The sequence below is a fragment of the Aerococcus sp. BD502 genome, from assembly GCF_057919555.1.
Genome location: NZ_CP147972.1, coordinates 1410105 through 1425000, shown reverse-complemented (window position 1 = coordinate 1425000; position 14896 = coordinate 1410105). Strand labels below are relative to the sequence as shown.

15 protein-coding genes and 1 rRNA gene (1 of these 16 running past the window's edge) are annotated in these 14896 nt (G+C 44.9%); 4 read left to right on the top strand and 12 right to left on the bottom strand.

All coding sequences use genetic code 11. The features are described from left to right. Positions 1–1203, bottom strand: a 16S ribosomal RNA gene (locus WF803_RS06735); it reaches 346 nt to the left of the window's first position. Positions 1204–1946: 743 nt separating this feature from the next. On the opposite strand from WF803_RS06735, the gene WF803_RS06730 reads away from it, so the two are divergent. Both WF803_RS06730 and WF803_RS06725 read left to right on the top strand, forming a co-directional pair. Then, entirely contained in the window at positions 1947–3137 is a 1191-nt protein-coding gene (locus tag WF803_RS06730; protein ID WP_489610761.1) for a glycine C-acetyltransferase, read from the top strand. Between the two features lie 28 nt (positions 3138–3165). Beyond that, entirely contained in the window at positions 3166–4116 is a 951-nt protein-coding gene (locus tag WF803_RS06725; protein WP_489610760.1) for an L-threonine 3-dehydrogenase, read from the top strand. A 47-nt stretch (positions 4117–4163) separates the two neighbouring features. Here WF803_RS06725 and WF803_RS06720 read toward each other — a convergent pair whose 3' ends face one another. The 3 genes from WF803_RS06720 to WF803_RS06710 are packed head-to-tail and all read right to left on the bottom strand — an operon-like array spanning position 4164 to position 5271. Then, positions 4164–4751: a helix-turn-helix domain-containing protein gene (locus tag WF803_RS06720; RefSeq protein ID WP_489610759.1), complete on the bottom strand. Its 588-nt coding sequence runs from the start codon at positions 4749–4751 to the stop codon at positions 4164–4166. 29 nt (positions 4752–4780) lie between these two features. Continuing rightward, positions 4781–5101 carry a hypothetical protein gene (locus WF803_RS06715; RefSeq protein WP_489610758.1) on the bottom strand — a complete coding sequence of 107 codons (321 nt, stop codon included), beginning with the start codon at positions 5099–5101 and terminating at the stop codon, positions 4781–4783. Then, complete coding sequence (locus tag WF803_RS06710) at positions 5098–5271, bottom strand: cation:dicarboxylate symporter family transporter (protein ID WP_489610757.1); 174 nt, start codon at positions 5269–5271, stop codon at positions 5098–5100. The genes WF803_RS06715 and WF803_RS06710 overlap by 4 nt, the downstream gene beginning before the upstream one ends. Before the next feature lie 76 nt (positions 5272–5347). Between WF803_RS06710 and WF803_RS06705 the strand changes: the two genes are divergently transcribed. Next, positions 5348–5527: a hypothetical protein gene (locus WF803_RS06705; protein ID WP_489610756.1), complete on the top strand. Its 180-nt coding sequence runs from the start codon at positions 5348–5350 to the stop codon at positions 5525–5527. A gap of 160 nt (positions 5528–5687) precedes the next feature. Here the strand turns inward: WF803_RS06705 and WF803_RS06700 are convergent, their stop codons facing one another. The 5 genes from WF803_RS06700 to WF803_RS06680 form a co-directional block, all read right to left on the bottom strand. Beyond that, positions 5688–6893: a dicarboxylate/amino acid:cation symporter gene (locus tag WF803_RS06700; protein WP_489610755.1), complete on the bottom strand. Its 1206-nt coding sequence runs from the start codon at positions 6891–6893 to the stop codon at positions 5688–5690. A gap of 300 nt (positions 6894–7193) precedes the next feature. After that, positions 7194–7550 (bottom strand): 50S ribosomal protein L20, encoded by a 357-nt coding sequence (gene rplT / locus WF803_RS06695; RefSeq protein WP_489610754.1) that lies wholly within the window; start codon positions 7548–7550, stop codon positions 7194–7196. Positions 7551–7573: 23 nt separating this feature from the next. Then, a complete protein-coding gene (rpmI, locus tag WF803_RS06690; protein WP_489610753.1) occupies positions 7574–7774 on the bottom strand; it encodes a 50S ribosomal protein L35 in 201 nt (66 codons plus the stop codon). Positions 7775–7804: 30 nt separating this feature from the next. Then, positions 7805–8341 carry a translation initiation factor IF-3 gene (gene infC / locus WF803_RS06685; RefSeq protein WP_489611908.1) on the bottom strand — a complete coding sequence of 179 codons (537 nt, stop codon included), beginning with the start codon at positions 8339–8341 and terminating at the stop codon, positions 7805–7807. Between the two features lie 226 nt (positions 8342–8567). Next, a complete protein-coding gene (locus WF803_RS06680) occupies positions 8568–9590 on the bottom strand; it encodes a PTS sugar transporter subunit IIC (protein WP_489610752.1) in 1023 nt (340 codons plus the stop codon). 157 nt (positions 9591–9747) lie between these two features. On the opposite strand from WF803_RS06680, the gene WF803_RS06675 reads away from it, so the two are divergent. Further along, positions 9748–10278, top strand: a complete 531-nt coding sequence (locus tag WF803_RS06675; protein ID WP_489610751.1) for a DNA-3-methyladenine glycosylase I — start codon at positions 9748–9750, stop codon at positions 10276–10278. A gap of 27 nt (positions 10279–10305) precedes the next feature. On the opposite strand, the gene thrS is transcribed toward WF803_RS06675, so the two are convergent. From thrS to WF803_RS06660, 3 genes are all read right to left on the bottom strand, one after another. Continuing rightward, a complete protein-coding gene (gene thrS, locus WF803_RS06670) occupies positions 10306–12243 on the bottom strand; it encodes a threonine--tRNA ligase (protein WP_489610750.1) in 1938 nt (645 codons plus the stop codon). Between the two features lie 607 nt (positions 12244–12850). Next, positions 12851–14281, bottom strand: a complete 1431-nt coding sequence (locus tag WF803_RS06665) for an ISLre2 family transposase (RefSeq protein ID WP_489610749.1) — start codon at positions 14279–14281, stop codon at positions 12851–12853. A 111-nt stretch (positions 14282–14392) separates the two neighbouring features. After that, positions 14393–14869 carry an Asp23/Gls24 family envelope stress response protein gene (locus WF803_RS06660; protein ID WP_489610748.1) on the bottom strand — a complete coding sequence of 159 codons (477 nt, stop codon included), beginning with the start codon at positions 14867–14869 and terminating at the stop codon, positions 14393–14395. Positions 14870–14896 lie beyond the last annotated feature (27 nt).

The following is a 14896-nucleotide window of genomic DNA, read 5'->3' as shown; positions in this document are numbered from 1 at the left end:
TGACGTCATCCCCGCCTTCCTCCGGTTTGTCACCGGCAGTCTCGTTAGAGTGCCCAACTAAATGCTGGCAACTAACAATAAGGGTTGCGCTCGTTACGGGACTTAACCCAACATCTCACGACACGAGCTGACGACAACCATGCACCACCTGTCACTCTGCCCCCGAAGGGGACCACTAATCTCTTAGTGTAACAGAGGATGTCAAGACTTGGTAAGGTTCTTCGCGTTGCCTCGAATTAAACCACATGCTCCACCGCTTGTGCGGGTCCCCGTCAATTCCTTTGAGTTTCAGCCTTGCGGCCGTACTCCCCAGGCGGAGTGCTTAATGCGTTAACGGCGGCACTGAAGGGCGGAAACCCTCCAACACCTAGCACTCATCGTTTACGGCGTGGACTACCAGGGTATCTAATCCTGTTTGCTCCCCACGCTTTCGAGCCTCAGTGTCAGTTACAGACCAGAAAATCGCCTTCGCCACTGGTGTTCTTCCATATATCTACGCATTTCACTACTACACATGGAGTTCCATTTTCCTCTTCTGCACTCAAGTTCCTCAGTTTCCAATGACCTTCCACGGTTAAGCCGTGGGCTTTCACATCAGACTTAAGAAACCACCTGCGCTCCCTTTACGCCCAATAAATCCGGACAACGCTTGCCACCTACGTATTACCGCGGCTGCTGGCACGTAGTTAGCCGTGGCTTTCTGGTAAGATACCGTCAAGACGATAGCAGTGACTCTATCGTTTGTTCTTCTCTTACAACAGAGTTTTACGATCCGAAGACCTTCTTCACTCACGCGGCATTGCTCCGTCAGGCTTGCGCCCATTGCGGAAGATTCCCTACTGCTGCCTCCCGTAGGAGTCTGGGCCGTGTCTCAGTCCCAGTGTGGCCGATTACCCTCTCAGGTCGGCTATGCATCATCGCCTTGGTGAGCTTTTATCCCACCAACTAGCTAATGCACCGCAAGGCCAGCGATAAGTGACAGCAGAGCCGTCTTTCAACTTGAAGTCAGGTGACTTCAAGTGTTATGGGGTATTAGCACCCGTTTCCGGATGTTGTCCCCCGCTTATCGGTAGGTTCCTTACGTGTTACTCACCCGTCCGCCGCTAACGTCCGGGGTGCAAGCACCCCTTCAGTTCGCTCGACTTGCATGTATTAGGCATGCCGCCAGCGTTCGTCCTGAGCCAGGATCAAACTCTCATGAAAGAAAGATTTTGATCAGCTCAAAATTTACTGACAGTTTTTTGTCTTGTCTAGACTTGAATTGTTGGGATTTGCCTCAAGCAAATTCCCTACACATTTGGTTCGTCTCTTTGTTCAGTTTTCAAAGGTCACATCTCGTCGCTCTCACGATGCGACTTATTAAGTATATAATACATGATAAGACTCTGTCAAGTCTTTTCTAGTATTTTTTGTGATTCATCATTGGGCGAGTGGCCCGTCTGAATCAACACATTTGATTATACTTAGCTTTCACCCAAAGGTCAACACTTTTTTAAATGTTTTTTACAAAAAAGTGTTTTTATCTTTTTAGGATCATGTTCCTACTACTATATAAGAAGATCGGACAAGGCAATAAAAAATCTAGGTAGTTGCAGATGCTTAACTACCTAGACTGTCATTTTTCACTATTCCTAAGAATAGCGCTTGGCTTGGAGAAAAATGTACCGACAAGGTTTAAGTGACTTGCGGCTAGGGTCCGTCGCCCTAATCAAAACTCTTCGCTTGGTTGGACTCAAACCGTATCCAATATATTTTTCCCTAATCCTATGATAGCCCGTTTACTAATTTTTTACAAGCCTATTTTTAAGAATTATTTTTAAGCTGTAAGCGTTGAGTTTTTCCCTTTTTATGGTATACTTTCATTATAGAAATTTTATTTCTATTTTAGCGAACAACTTACCCTTTGCTTAGGTAAAGGGCGATGTATGGAGAGAAAGGATGTTAGTATGTCAAGTAAACATTTACAAGAATTCCTTGAAAGCAATTTGCAAGAACTCAAGGATCATGGTCTCTACAACGAGATTGATACTATTGAAGGTCCTAACGGTCCAGTGATTACTATTAATGGTAAAGACTTAATTAACATGTCTTCCAACAACTACCTCGGTTTCGCCAATAACGAACGCTTGAAGAAAGCCGCTATTGACGCTACTGAAAAATATGGTGTTGGTGCCGGTGCCGTTCGGACGATCAATGGAACTCAAGACATTCATAACCGTCTCGAAGAACGTATCGCAAAATTCAAACATACTGAAGCTGCTATTGCCTTCCAATCAGGCTTTAACTGTAACATGGGAGCTATTTCTGCTGTTATGGGCAAGAAAGACGCTATCCTTTCCGATGAATTGAACCACGCTTCAATCATTGATGGTTGCCGCCTCTCCCGGGCCAAAATTATTCGCGTAAAACACCAAGACATGGATGACCTCCGTGCCAAAGCTAAAGAAGCTGTTGAAAGTGGCGAATACGAAAAAATCATGTACATCACCGATGGGGTCTTCTCCATGGATGGTGACGTCGCCAAATTACCAGAAATCGTCGACATTTGTGAAGAATTCGATATTATGACTTACGTCGATGACGCTCACGGTTCTGGGGTTATGGGTCACGGCGCCGGTACGGTTAAACACTTCGGCTTAGAAGACCGGATTGACTTCCAAATCGGTACCCTATCTAAAGCAATTGGGGTTGTTGGTGGTTACGTTGCTGGGACGAAGAATCTCATCGACTGGCTTAAAGTTCGCGGCCGTCCATTCCTCTTCTCCACGTCGCTTACCCCTTCCGCTGCTGCGGCTTGTATCGAAGCTTTCGATTTGATGACCGAATCTGATGAATATGTCGATACGCTTTGGGAAAATGGGGACTACCTCAAGAAAGGCTTGAAAGAGCTTGGCTTTAACATTGGCCACTCCGAAACCCCTATTACCCCATGTATCATTGGGGATGAAAAACTGACCCAAGAATTCTCCACTAAATTAATCGAAAACGGTGTGTATGCTAAATCCATCGTCTTCCCAACGGTTCCACGGGGTACTGGCCGCGTTCGTAACATGCCTACCGCTGCCCACACCAAGGAACAATTGGACGAAGTTCTTAAGATTTACGAAAAAGTTGGCAAGGAATTAGAAGTAATCTAAACGCTAATGAGCTTTTAGGAGGATTTTTATGGAAAAGATTTTAATTACCGGTGCCCTCGGTCAAATCGGGACGGACTTAACAGCTAAACTGCGCGAAAAATACGGCAAAGACAATGTCATCGCAACGGACCTAAGAGAAGATCCTGAATCAGCAGTTTGCACCGACGGAAAATTTGAAACCTTGGACGTTATGGACAAGGAAAAAATGCTCCGTATCGCCAAAGAAAACCAAGTGGATACCCTAATTCACATGGCTGCCCTACTTTCTGCCGTTGCTGAAGAAAAACCAGGCATGGCTTGGGACTTGAACATGGGGGGCTTGGTTAACGCTTTGGAAGTTGCCAGAGAACTTGATTTACTCTTCTTCACCCCAAGTTCCATTGGGGCATTCGGTCCGGACACCCCTAAAGACAATACACCACAAAATACTTTGATGCGTCCAACAACCATGTATGGCGTAACCAAGGTATCGGGTGAATTGCTCTGCCTTTACTACCATAAAAAATTTGGCGTAGATACCCGAAGCGTACGCTTCCCCGGCTTAATCAGCTACACTGCTCTTCCTGGGGGCGGCACGACCGACTACGCTGTTGATATCTTCTACAAAGCCTTAGAAGACAAGAAATATGCTTCCTTCATTGACAAAGGCACCTACATGGACATGATGTACATGCCTGATGCCATTCAATTAGTGATCGATCTCTTGGAAGCTCCTGAAGAAAACCTCAAAAACCGTATTGCTTACAACGTTTCGGCGATGAGCTTCGAACCCGAAGAAATCGCTGCTGAAATTAAAAAGCATATCCCAGAATTTGAAATGACCTACGATGTGGACCCTGTTCGCCAAGGCATTGCCGAATCCTGGCCTAACTCACTCGATGTCTCCAAGGCTAAAGAAGAATGGAACTTCTCCCCTCAATACGACCTCGAGAAGATGACTGCTGATATGTTAGAAAAACTCAGCGCCAAAATGAAATAAGCAAACTAATAAGCAAAAAAGGCCTCTGAAATTTCAGATGGCCTTTTTTATTTTTCATAACGAAGCATATTGTATATCCAGGTGCCCTGGTCGGAATGATTGCTATAGGTATGGCGTTGATTGCCGGAAAAACGAACTCCTTCACCCTTCGTGATTTCAAAGTCTCCTTCATCAAGCGTCAAGGTAAAATAACCCTCAATGACAAAGACATACTCCCAAACGCCCTCGCCATGACTCTCAAATTCCTTCGTCATGTGCGGCTCGATATAAATGGTTGACAATTCCATTGAGGAATCCATATCATAATCAAAAAGCATTTGGTACTTGAAATCGCCCTTATAATACGGCTTACTCCCGCGCGACACCTGCACCGTTTTTATCTGCGGCTGCAGCAATGCCTTAAAGGAAATATGAATGCCGGTACAAATCTTATAGAGAATATTAATAGTCGGGCTTTTAGTGCCCCGTTCAATCTCTGACAGCATACTTTTACTCACCTGCGACATCCGACTCACCTCTTCCAGGGAAAGATGCCGGGTTTGCCGGATATGACGTAAATTGCGACCAATGCGCTTGTTCATATCCAGACTATTTTCACGCTGATGCTCGGCCAGCCCTGCTTGTTTCTTAGCCATAAAACACCTCCTTGTTTTTAAGCATAGTCTTATTTTATAAAAGAATCGTCAAAGATGCAAAAATAGGAAGGCAGGCCCGCTACCTTCCTGCTTTGACGTGATGGACTAAGCTTTAGAAGCCTAGTTTTTAATTTTAGTCTGGTAAATTTGATCGACAAAAAAACCCCAAGCGCATGATCACCGGAAATATTAGCCGCCGTTTCAAAGCTATCTTGGGTAATGTACAAGGAAATCATCCCTTGCTGTATAGCAACCGACGTCATGCCTACCATCAACAAGAAAGGCAAGGCCGACATCATCGTGCCAGCTGGACCCCCCGGTGCAGTCACTATGACAACATCATGCATCATAATGAAACCCGGCACGCTGGTAAAGCCCTGCGGTTCTCATACATCAAAAGCAAGGTAAGGGAGCAGGAGACGACGGTAATCATGGAGCCCGTTAAGTGAATCGTTGCACACAGGGGAATGACGACATTTCGAATCACTTTAGACACGCCATTTTCCTTGGCGACTTCCACATTAACCGGAATCGTCGCTGCTGAGGATTGCGTACCGACTACAATAAGGTAAGCCTTCTGCTTGGCGATTGATTAAATGACGAGGATTTTTGCCACTATAGAGATTAAAGACCATAAAGATCAAGCCAATATCGATAAAATGCAGCAGCAAGACAAGCAAAAATACCTTCCAGAAGACCAACAGAAGTGCAAAGACCGCGCCCGTAAACTCGTATTGGAAAATGACCAAAAATATCAAGGGGCAAGAAAGGAATAATGATCAGATTTAAAACTTGGACAATAATATCACCAAAATAACAATAGCCCCTTTGCGTACCCATAAGCTGCTGAAATCGCCTCTTGAGCACAAAAAAGGTGATGAAATGCTTCACCACCTTTGCTATTCCATTCTCTAAGCTGGGGCAAATACCCAAACTTTATGGCTTCGTTTTAATTTTAGATTGGTAAATTTTATCCACGAAAACAGCAATGGCATTATCACCAGAAATGTTGGCAGCCGTCCCAAAGCTGTCTTGGGTAATATACAAGGAAATCATCAATTGCTGCATGGCTTCGGATGTAATTCCCACCATCGGCAAGAATGGCAAGGCGGACATAATTGCCCCCCCTGGAGCCCCGGGCGCAGCCACCATGGCAATCCCAAGCATCATAATAAAGCCAAGAATCATCGTAAAGCTATGCGGCATATCATACATTAAAAGCAATGTCACGGAGCAACTGGTGATCGTAATCATCGAACCGGCTAAGTGAATCGTCGCACAGAGGGGGATAACGAAATTCCGAATATCTTTTGAGACACCATTCTCACGTGCCACATCGACGTTCACTGGAATCGTTGCGGCTGAAGATTGCGTCCCAACCGCGGTCATGTAGCCCCGAGCTTGGTGCTTGATTAAATCCCAAGGGTTTTTCCCACCATAGATGCCCATGACCACAAACATGAGGCCAATGTAAACGAAGTGGAGAATTAAGACGACAAGGAAAACCTTCCAGAAAACCGATAACACGGCAAAGACGGAGCCCGTGTAGCTCATATTCGCAAAGTTCCCGAAGATATAGAAAGGCAGTAAAGGAATAATAATTAAGTTCAACACTTGGACAATGATATCCCCAAAGTCGGAGAAGCCTTCATACAAAACTTCCCCTTTGCCTTTAGAACGTAGCCAAGAGATGCCAAGGCCCATCATAAAGGCAAAGACAATGGCACCGGTCACGTCGAAGAAAGGCTCCAATGGGATAGTAAAGAATGCCTCTAAACCATCCCCCGCATCACTGATCGTCTTCACCAGGTCACTGGTGATGAACATAGGGAAAAGATTAATAGCGACTAAGTAAGCAAAGCAGCCGGCAATAATTGTGGACACATAAGATGTTAAGGCCGTGATACCGAGCAGTTTACCCGCACCTTCCGTTAAATCGGCAATCCCTTTGACCACAAAACCTAAAATCATGAAAGGAATAATAAAGTTCAAGAAAGCACTGAATAAGGACGAGAACGTCACAAAAATGCGCAGCACCCCCGCAGGAATAAAGGATAATTGACCTGCAATCACCCCTAAAACAATCGCAATAATCAGGCGGGGGACCAAGCCCAGGCCTTTCTTTTTCTTTTCTTCCGACATATTAAACCTCCTAAATATACACCATTTGGTCTGTCCACTATAATATACCAATTAACGCTTACAAATACAAGACGCCTGCCCAAAATGGTTCATTTTTAGGTTGTTTTTCGAATTCTGCCTTAAAAAGAAACAATAATTGTTTAAAAATAGCTAATTTAGCTTAAATTATTCTTTTAATGCATATATAAATGCTTATTTGTACAAAATATTGTTTATTTTTTCACAAATGCTTTTTCCACTTAAGTGAACAATTCTGCATATGAAAAAACCCAAGTCCAAAGACTCGGGTAGCATATTTCCTTATTTTAAGGCTGCTTTGGCTTGGTCACAGACGGCGGTGAAGCCTTCTGGATCATTGACGGCCAAGTCAGCAAGCATTTTACGGTTAATATCAATCTCAGCTTGTTTTAAGCCATTGATCAATTTGCTGTAGCTCAAACCATTCAAGCGAGCTGCGGCATTGATCCGGGTAATCCACAAGCGACGGAATTGACGTTTCTTTTGACGACGGTCACGATAAGCGTAGTTATGTGACTTCATCACTTGTTGCTTGGCTGTTTTGTAAAGTTTAGATTTTGCTCCAAAATAGCCTTTTGCTAATTTTAAATATTTTTTACGACGTTTACGTGTAACGGTTCCACCTTTAACTCGTGCCATTCAAAATTCCTCCTTTGTGCGATCTATTTGTAGGTATCAAGCATTTGCTGGATACGTTTTTGATCGGTCTTGTGTACCATAGCAGGTTGCTTGTGTTGACGACGTTGTTTTTTCGTCTTGCCATGGAAACGGTGAGAACGTTCAGAATGGCTGCGTTTAAACTTTCCAGACGCAGTACGTTTGAAACGTTTAACTGATGCACGGTGTGTTTTTTGTTTAGGCATAGTGATATCCTCCCATTTTTTGTTTTTAGTTTAGTCATCTTGACTAGGGGCCAGCATAAGTTGCATGGAGCGCCCTTCCATTTTTGGCTTTTGGGTCACGCTTGCCACATCGGCCATGTCCTTAGCAAAGCGTTCCAAAACCTCACGACCCAAGTCTTTGTGCGTAATAGCCCGGCCCTTAAAACGAATGGACACGCGCAATTTATTGCCCTTGTCGATGATGTTTTTAGCTTGACGCAATTTCGTTTCGAAATCATGGTCATCGATCGCTGGGCTTAAGCGAATTTCTTGGGTTTTAATGGTTTTTTGATTTTTACGCTGTTCACGCGCCTTCCGCTGTTGTTGGTAGCGGAATTTACCATAATCTAAGATGCGGGCAACTGGTGGCTTAGCTCCAGGTGAAACTAAGACCAAATCCAAATTAAATTTCTCCGCAGCTTTTAAGGCGTCTTCCTTCGATAAGACCCCTAATTGTTCGCCGTCAGGGCTAATGACGCGCATTTCCTTAGCTCTGATTGAGCGATTAACAATGTTATCATGCTCTCTTGCGATAATTATCCCCTCCATATAAACCAAGTAACAGCAATTTGGAGAATAAGGCAGCAAAAAACGGCGAGTCACCCCGCCGTTCCCAAGCACACCAAAAACAGTGGCTTCAATAGATTCAACCCGAGGACTCAAGCGTCAACTCAGGTGAGAAACGGCTGGTTTCTGCTTCTTTTCTCACGCTGTATAGTCTACCAGTCTAAGCCCTCGCTGTCAAGTCAAAATCTGATTTCATTCAGGTCAATGCTTAAATATCGAGCTTTAAGTCACCAAATTTAATCCAATTTATTTTCCGCATACCCTCACTAACGACCCAAGTAATGACCGCAGGTAGGAGGAAGCAGAGAACTAAAATCTTCAGTAAAATACTCCCTAAAGGCTCCCCTTGGCTAATCATATCCGAGTAAATCCCCAAAGGTGTGACAAAGCCTGAGGTACCGGTTCCACTGGCAGCAGCTAAGCAGGTAACCTTCATCACGGTTGTCGATAAGGCTCCCACGACCGCTGCAGCTATAGCGGGTGGCAGAAGGACAAGGGGATTGCGAATAATATTAGCAACCTGAATCATGGGTGAGCCTGGAATTTGAGCCCAGATTCCTTTCATGCCATTCTCCCGGTAACTCATTACCCCAAAGCCCACACAAACCGCACAGCAGCCGACTGCTGTCGCTCCCGTGGCTATGCCAGAGAGGTGAATCATGATGACAATGGCGGTGGAACTGGTCGGCATCACTAAAAGGATAGCCATGATAACAGCAACGATCATGCCCATAAAGAGCGGCTGAAGTTCCGTCGCATGTATGATCAGCTGGCCAATGCCCCGCATAAATTGGTCAATGGGCCCACCAACCCAATACCCTACAAGAGAACCCGTCAGCATAGTCACAATGGGCGTCAAAACGACATCAACACTTGTTTCACCAGCAATGGCTTTACCAAATTCCGCACCGACAACGGCGGCGATAAAGGCACCCACGGGCCCACCCAAAGCGGAGCCAATCATCCCATTAATAATGGAGCCATAAATGACTAATTTGGGGGCCTGCAAGCTCATAGCGACCGCAACAGCAATCCCGGCCCCACCTAATTCGACGGCTTTCGGGCCTAAAACATCCGTAAGAAAACTGATGCCTGCCTGCTCACCAATCGTTCTTAAAATCACTCCCGTAATGAGCGTGGCAAATAAACCCATGGCCATCGCCCCCATCGCATCGATTAGGTAGCGCTCAAAACTAATTTCAATGTTTTTCCGTTTGAGAAATGCTTTCATTCGAACCTCCCCTTTCTTCTCCCTCCAGCTTAGCAGAGTTTCTATTCAATAGAAATAGCCAAAGTGCCAGTCTTAAGCCGGCACCTTAGCCTCTCTTCACAAGCCGCTAGTTTCCCAAGAGGGAATTTTAGCGTATAGTAGTGTGGAGGTGATGCACATGACACATCGTTGCTCCTGGGTCGGAACCGATCCATTATTAAAAACTTACCACGATGATATTTGGGGCCGCCCTGTCCAAGACCCTGAAAAACTTTTCCAAGCCCTCTCCTTAGAAATCTTCCAAGCCGGCCTCAGTTGGCGAACCATTTTAGGGCGCGTAGGAGCTTTAAATTGCGCTTATGAAAATTTCAATATTGCAGCCGTTGCCCAATTCCCCCAACAGAAACTCACTCGTCTAGCTAAAGATCCCCAACTTATCCGCCATCCAAAAAAAGTTCTAGCTATCCACAATAATGCTCAAAAAGTCTTGGCACATTGGCCAGAGACCACAGCCTTTGCTGCTTATTTGTGGACTTTTGCCTTGCCCCAAACGGCCAGCCCAAAAGATAAACAGCAGCAGGCCAGACTAGCCGAAAAAAGCCTCAAGCGTCGCGGCTTCCGTTTCCTCGGCCCGACGATTTTGACCTCTTTTTTTGAAGCGGTGGGTATTTTTCCAGCCCACGAGCCGACTTGTGACTGGGCAAAATAAAAGCGCCCTAGCGGACGCTTTTTTAATTTACTTGTAGGCTTTGATATCAGCCAGCACTTTTTCCACAAAATCAGTGATCGCGACAGTTTCCATTTTTTTACTTCCGTAGCGGCGAACGGTGACAGTGTCTTCCGCAATTTCCTTGTCGCCAAAGACGAGTTGGTAGGGAATCTTATGGGTTTGAGCTTCACGAATCTTGTAACCCATTTTCTCATTACGGTCGTCAACACGCACGCGTAAGCCTTTTGCTTTCAATTGCTGTTGAATGTCATAGACATAATCCGCGTGAGCTTCTTCATTAACAGGAATTAAAACGGCCTGTGTGGGGGCTAGCCAAGTTGGGAAGGCACCTTTATACTCTTCAATTAACCAGGCCACAAAACGCTCCATGGTGCCGACGACCCCGCGGTGAATCACCACTGGCCGGTGGGTATTTTGCCCGTCCTCACCCACATAAGTGAGATCGAAGCGTTCCGGCAAGAGGAAGTCTAATTGGACGGTAGACATGGTCTCTTCATTGCCGAGGGCGGTTTTAAATTGCACGTCCAATTTAGGACCATAGAAAGCCGCTTCCCCTTCGGCTTCGTAGTAGTCTAGGCCTAAGTCATCCATCGCTTCCTTCAACATGCGCTGGGCATTGTCCCACATCTCATCGTCGTCAAAGTATTTTTCCTTGTCTTCTGGGTCACGGTAACTCAAACGGTAGCGGTAATTCGTGATGTTGAAGTCCCGGTAGACCTCCTGAATCAATTCCAAGACACGCGTGAACTCTTCCTTAATCTGATCGGGACGTACGAAAATATGAGCGTCATTAAGGGTCATTTCACGAACACGCTGTAAGCCACCCAAGGCACCTGATTTTTCATAACGATGCATCATGCCTAATTCAGCCAAGCGAATCGGTAATTCCCGGTAGGAGTGAATATCCCGTTTGTACACTTCCATGTGGTGGGGACAGTTCATGGGCCGTAAAACAAATTGCTCACCATCACCAAAATCCATCGGTGGGAACATGTCATCTTGGTAATGCTCCCAGTGGCCCGATTTCTTATACAAATCCACATTCGCCATGATCGGCGTGTAGACGTGCTCGTAACCGAGGGCAATTTCCTTGTCGACAATATAGCGTTCCAATAGCCGGCGAATAGTCGCGCCATTGGGGAGCCAGAAAGGCAGACCCTGGCCCACTTCAGGCGTGACCATGAAAAGGTCCAATTCCTTGCCTAAGCGGCGATGGTCTCTTTCTTTAGCTTCCGCTCGCATTTTAAGTTCTGTTTTCAGGGCTTTTTCATCGAAGAAAGCTGTCCCGTATACCCGCTGCATCATGGCGCGGTCAGAATCCCCCCGCCAGTAAGCACCGGCTAGACTTAAAAGTTTGAAATGTTTAATGTAGCCTGTGGAAGGCACGTGCCCGCCCCGGCAAAGGTCAAAGAATTCTCCTTGGCTGTAAACCGTAATGGGTTCATCAGCGGGTAGATCTTGAATTAATTCTTGCTTATAGGGATCGTTTTTGAAGAGTTCTAAGGCTTCTTCGCGCGTGACGACCCGACCCTTGATCGGGAAGTCCTCCTTGACAATTTTCTTCATTTCTTCTTCAATGCGCGGCAAGTCCTCGTCTCGAATCTGTGGGCCATCGGGATTGTCCGTATCGTAGTAGAAACCCCGTTCAATAGCCGGCCCAACCCCAAAGCACATGTTTGGGAATAGACGACGAATCGCTTGCGCCAGCAAGTGGGCCGCCGAGTGCCGTAAAATGGCTAAAGCCTCTTCGGGGGACTGTTTGGGGTCAATCAGTTCGATTTTCCCCCCTTTCTTAATGCCTTCGTCCAAGCCAAACAATTGGCCGTCCAAGCGATAGGCTAAGACCCGTTTCGCCAAACTATTACTGATGCCCTTGGCCACTTCCCGGCCAGTCACACCAGGCTCATAGGTTTTTTTAGCCCCATCAGGAAAAATTAGTTCCATCCTATCCACCTCATTTTTAAAAATCCTTAAGTTAAACAGCTAGAAAAGAAAAAGTCCCTATCGGCTACAGCCAATAGGGACGACTTTGCGTGTTTCCACCCTGATTCAATACAAGCATTGCATTCTCATTGCTGCGATATCGGCACAGGCCGGCTTGGTTACCCAAGCCTTCTCCAAGAGTGGTCCGCTCCTTATTTTGCAGATTTTCCACCAAAGCCTCTGTCTCTAGGTCAAAATAAGGTTAAGTCTCTTTTCAGCGAAGTTTGTTTATAATATTATTGAAGCATGTTTCCACCAAAAATGCAAATAATAATAAAAAAAGGTTAGTGTCAAGCAATGCTCGGTCAATCATAAAGAACTCTATCTCGTATCTAATTATTCAAAAGTCACTTCGTTTTTGTGCTAAAGGACGCTGCGTTGAAAAGCAGTGGCACCGGCTTACGCTTCATAGAAGCTTACGCCTGACCGTCCTATTCTGGCTCTATGTCGTTGGATAGGCCTCGCTACGCTCACCCTATCGGCACTCCGAGAGCCAGATATACGGACGGCCTGCTAACACTGCTAACGCAGGTCTTTAGCACGCACTCCGTGTCTTTTGGCGAAGCAGCTAACAAAATGTATGGTATAATTTCCCGACCATACTGCTTGACACTTCACTTGGAATCGTGCCCTGATGGGCACCACAAGAACTTTGTTGCGGCCTGTGACATAGTATTGCCCTAACAATCTCTGGATATTCGGGTATAAATGGGCTTGTATTAGCTTCAATATCTGATCGAACAGCTTCTTCAAAACAATGATTAGATTGAGCGGTGATAATGGCAGCCATTGCTGCTGCGCCTTGACGGGTCCAATTTCGTCCTTGCTTTTTCATGCGATAAGTATAAAGCCGATGGCCTGCTTCACAAACGCCACCGGAAAAATGGTTTGGTAAGCCTCGCTGCTCTGCTGGTTTAATGAGTAACCAATTCCTTTGAAGATAAGCTCTTAGAGCTTCAATTTCAGCCAAAAACTCCTGATGATGGTGCCAGCGACTTTCACAGGTCTCCAAAGTAACTTGAACTCCTTCGAAATCATAAGCCTTCACTTTTTTAATGACCAATTGACGTATTTTATGATCAAAAAATAGGCGCGTTCTGATTTTTTGAATGACATGAAATTTATCGCAGAAATGTTCATGCCGAAGGCATACCCCAATCATCTCGTTAAAATCTTCCTCCGTATAACCACTGCCACCATCCGAATTAGAAATCACAATCGTTTGATGTAAATCATAGTAGGAGTTAAGAAATCGGCTAACTTTTTCTCGAAGGGCTGCACTAGATTGAACAGAAGAAAAATAATGAGCTTGAATAAGTTGATGCCGCGAAGTGGATCGATCGACGCCTTCATAGAGAGTCACACGGTGTAGTTGAAGATGTTTTGTCCTTTTCCCTTTTTTCTTCTTCTTAGTGATTAAAAACCCATCCCCTTCAATGTACAGAAAAGGAACGGATCGTTTTTGAGAGTAAGCCAGTTCCTTCTCTTCTGCTTTTTTATTCTCAAAGCTTAAAATTTTTTGCCCAATTTCTTGAACAATATGATGTGCGGTCTGATGCGAAATACTAAAAGGCATTAAAGCATTGAAGGCTTCTGCAGTCGCACGAAAAGTTTGCTTCGTACAAAGCTGGGCAATTTTTTCTTTGACCTGAGAAGAAAGATGACTTCTTGCTTCTAGTCCTAAACACAAATCTAGGGGAAGAAAGCTAGAGTGACCTTCTTTTTTCATCCGACAGCGTCTGAAAGTGACGGCTCCAAACATAAAACATAGTGTTCGTGGTTCATAGCGAGCAATTTTCCAGCCTTCGGCTTGGTATCTTTGAATTAATTGCTGATCAAGTTGAGTAAAGGTCGCTGCAAGACATTCACAGCAAAAATTGCTTAATATCGGATAAACAAGATCTTCAAAGTCACCTAAAGATGAGCAATTTTCCGTCTTTTTTAGAATATCTGTGATAATATCATTCATGAGGACATCTTCTTTCTTTTTATTGTTCAACTTAAAGATAGATGTCCTTTTTTTTATTTTTCAAGTCTTACCGAGCATAATTTTACACTAAGTAAAAAAAGAAAAAAAGCTCCTAGGTAAAACCTAGAAGCTTGGTAGTTATTATTGGACGCGGGAGCCGTCAGTGTATTCACCGGATTGGTTGGCACGACGACGTTCTTCGGCAGCGCGACGTTCTTCTTCGTGTTGTTTTCTTTCGAATTCAGCACGGCTTACAACGTCGTTAACGTTCATGTTGACTTCAACAACTTTTAAACCTGTCATTTTTTGGACATTATCAGAAATTTGTTTGATGGCTTTTTCAAAAGCGGCAGGAATGTTTTTGCCGTATTCACCAACAACTTCTAAGTCGAGAGCCACTTCTTTTTGACCAACTTCAGCGTTAACACCTTTTGTGTCGTCTTCGCCTGTACCAGAGAAGAAGCCTTTCAAACCAGATGTTAAACCACCTTTAAGTTCGAGAATACCTTCGATTCCTTGTACAGAGTAGTTCGCAATTTTTTCGAGAACACGATTTTCAAAGGAAAGACGGTTCTCGTGTTGTACATGTTGTTGTTCAACATTTTTTTGTTCTGCCATTATCATCAACCTCCAAATTATTGATTA

Coding starts and splice junctions, on each gene's coding strand:
- WF803_RS06730 (WP_489610761.1), top strand. CDS start 1,947: ATGTCAAGTAAACATTTACAAGAATTCCTTGAAAGCAATTTGCAAGAA.
- WF803_RS06725 (WP_489610760.1), top strand. CDS start 3,166: ATGGAAAAGATTTTAATTACCGGTGCCCTCGGTCAAATCGGGACGGAC.
- WF803_RS06720 (WP_489610759.1), bottom strand. CDS start 4,751: ATGGCTAAGAAACAAGCAGGGCTGGCCGAGCATCAGCGTGAAAATAGT.
- WF803_RS06715 (WP_489610758.1), bottom strand. CDS start 5,101: ATGATGCATGATGTTGTCATAGTGACTGCACCGGGGGGTCCAGCTGGC.
- WF803_RS06705 (WP_489610756.1), top strand. CDS start 5,348: ATGACGAGGATTTTTGCCACTATAGAGATTAAAGACCATAAAGATCAA.
- WF803_RS06700 (WP_489610755.1), bottom strand. CDS start 6,893: ATGTCGGAAGAAAAGAAAAAGAAAGGCCTGGGCTTGGTCCCCCGCCTG.
- rplT (WP_489610754.1), bottom strand. CDS start 7,550: ATGGCACGAGTTAAAGGTGGAACCGTTACACGTAAACGTCGTAAAAAA.
- rpmI (WP_489610753.1), bottom strand. CDS start 7,774: ATGCCTAAACAAAAAACACACCGTGCATCAGTTAAACGTTTCAAACGT.
- infC (WP_489611908.1), bottom strand. CDS start 8,341: ATGGAGGGGATAATTATCGCAAGAGAGCATGATAACATTGTTAATCGC.
- WF803_RS06680 (WP_489610752.1), bottom strand. CDS start 9,590: ATGAAAGCATTTCTCAAACGGAAAAACATTGAAATTAGTTTTGAGCGC.
- WF803_RS06675 (WP_489610751.1), top strand. CDS start 9,748: ATGACACATCGTTGCTCCTGGGTCGGAACCGATCCATTATTAAAAACT.
- thrS (WP_489610750.1), bottom strand. CDS start 12,243: ATGGAACTAATTTTTCCTGATGGGGCTAAAAAAACCTATGAGCCTGGT.
- WF803_RS06660 (WP_489610748.1), bottom strand. CDS start 14,869: ATGGCAGAACAAAAAAATGTTGAACAACAACATGTACAACACGAGAAC.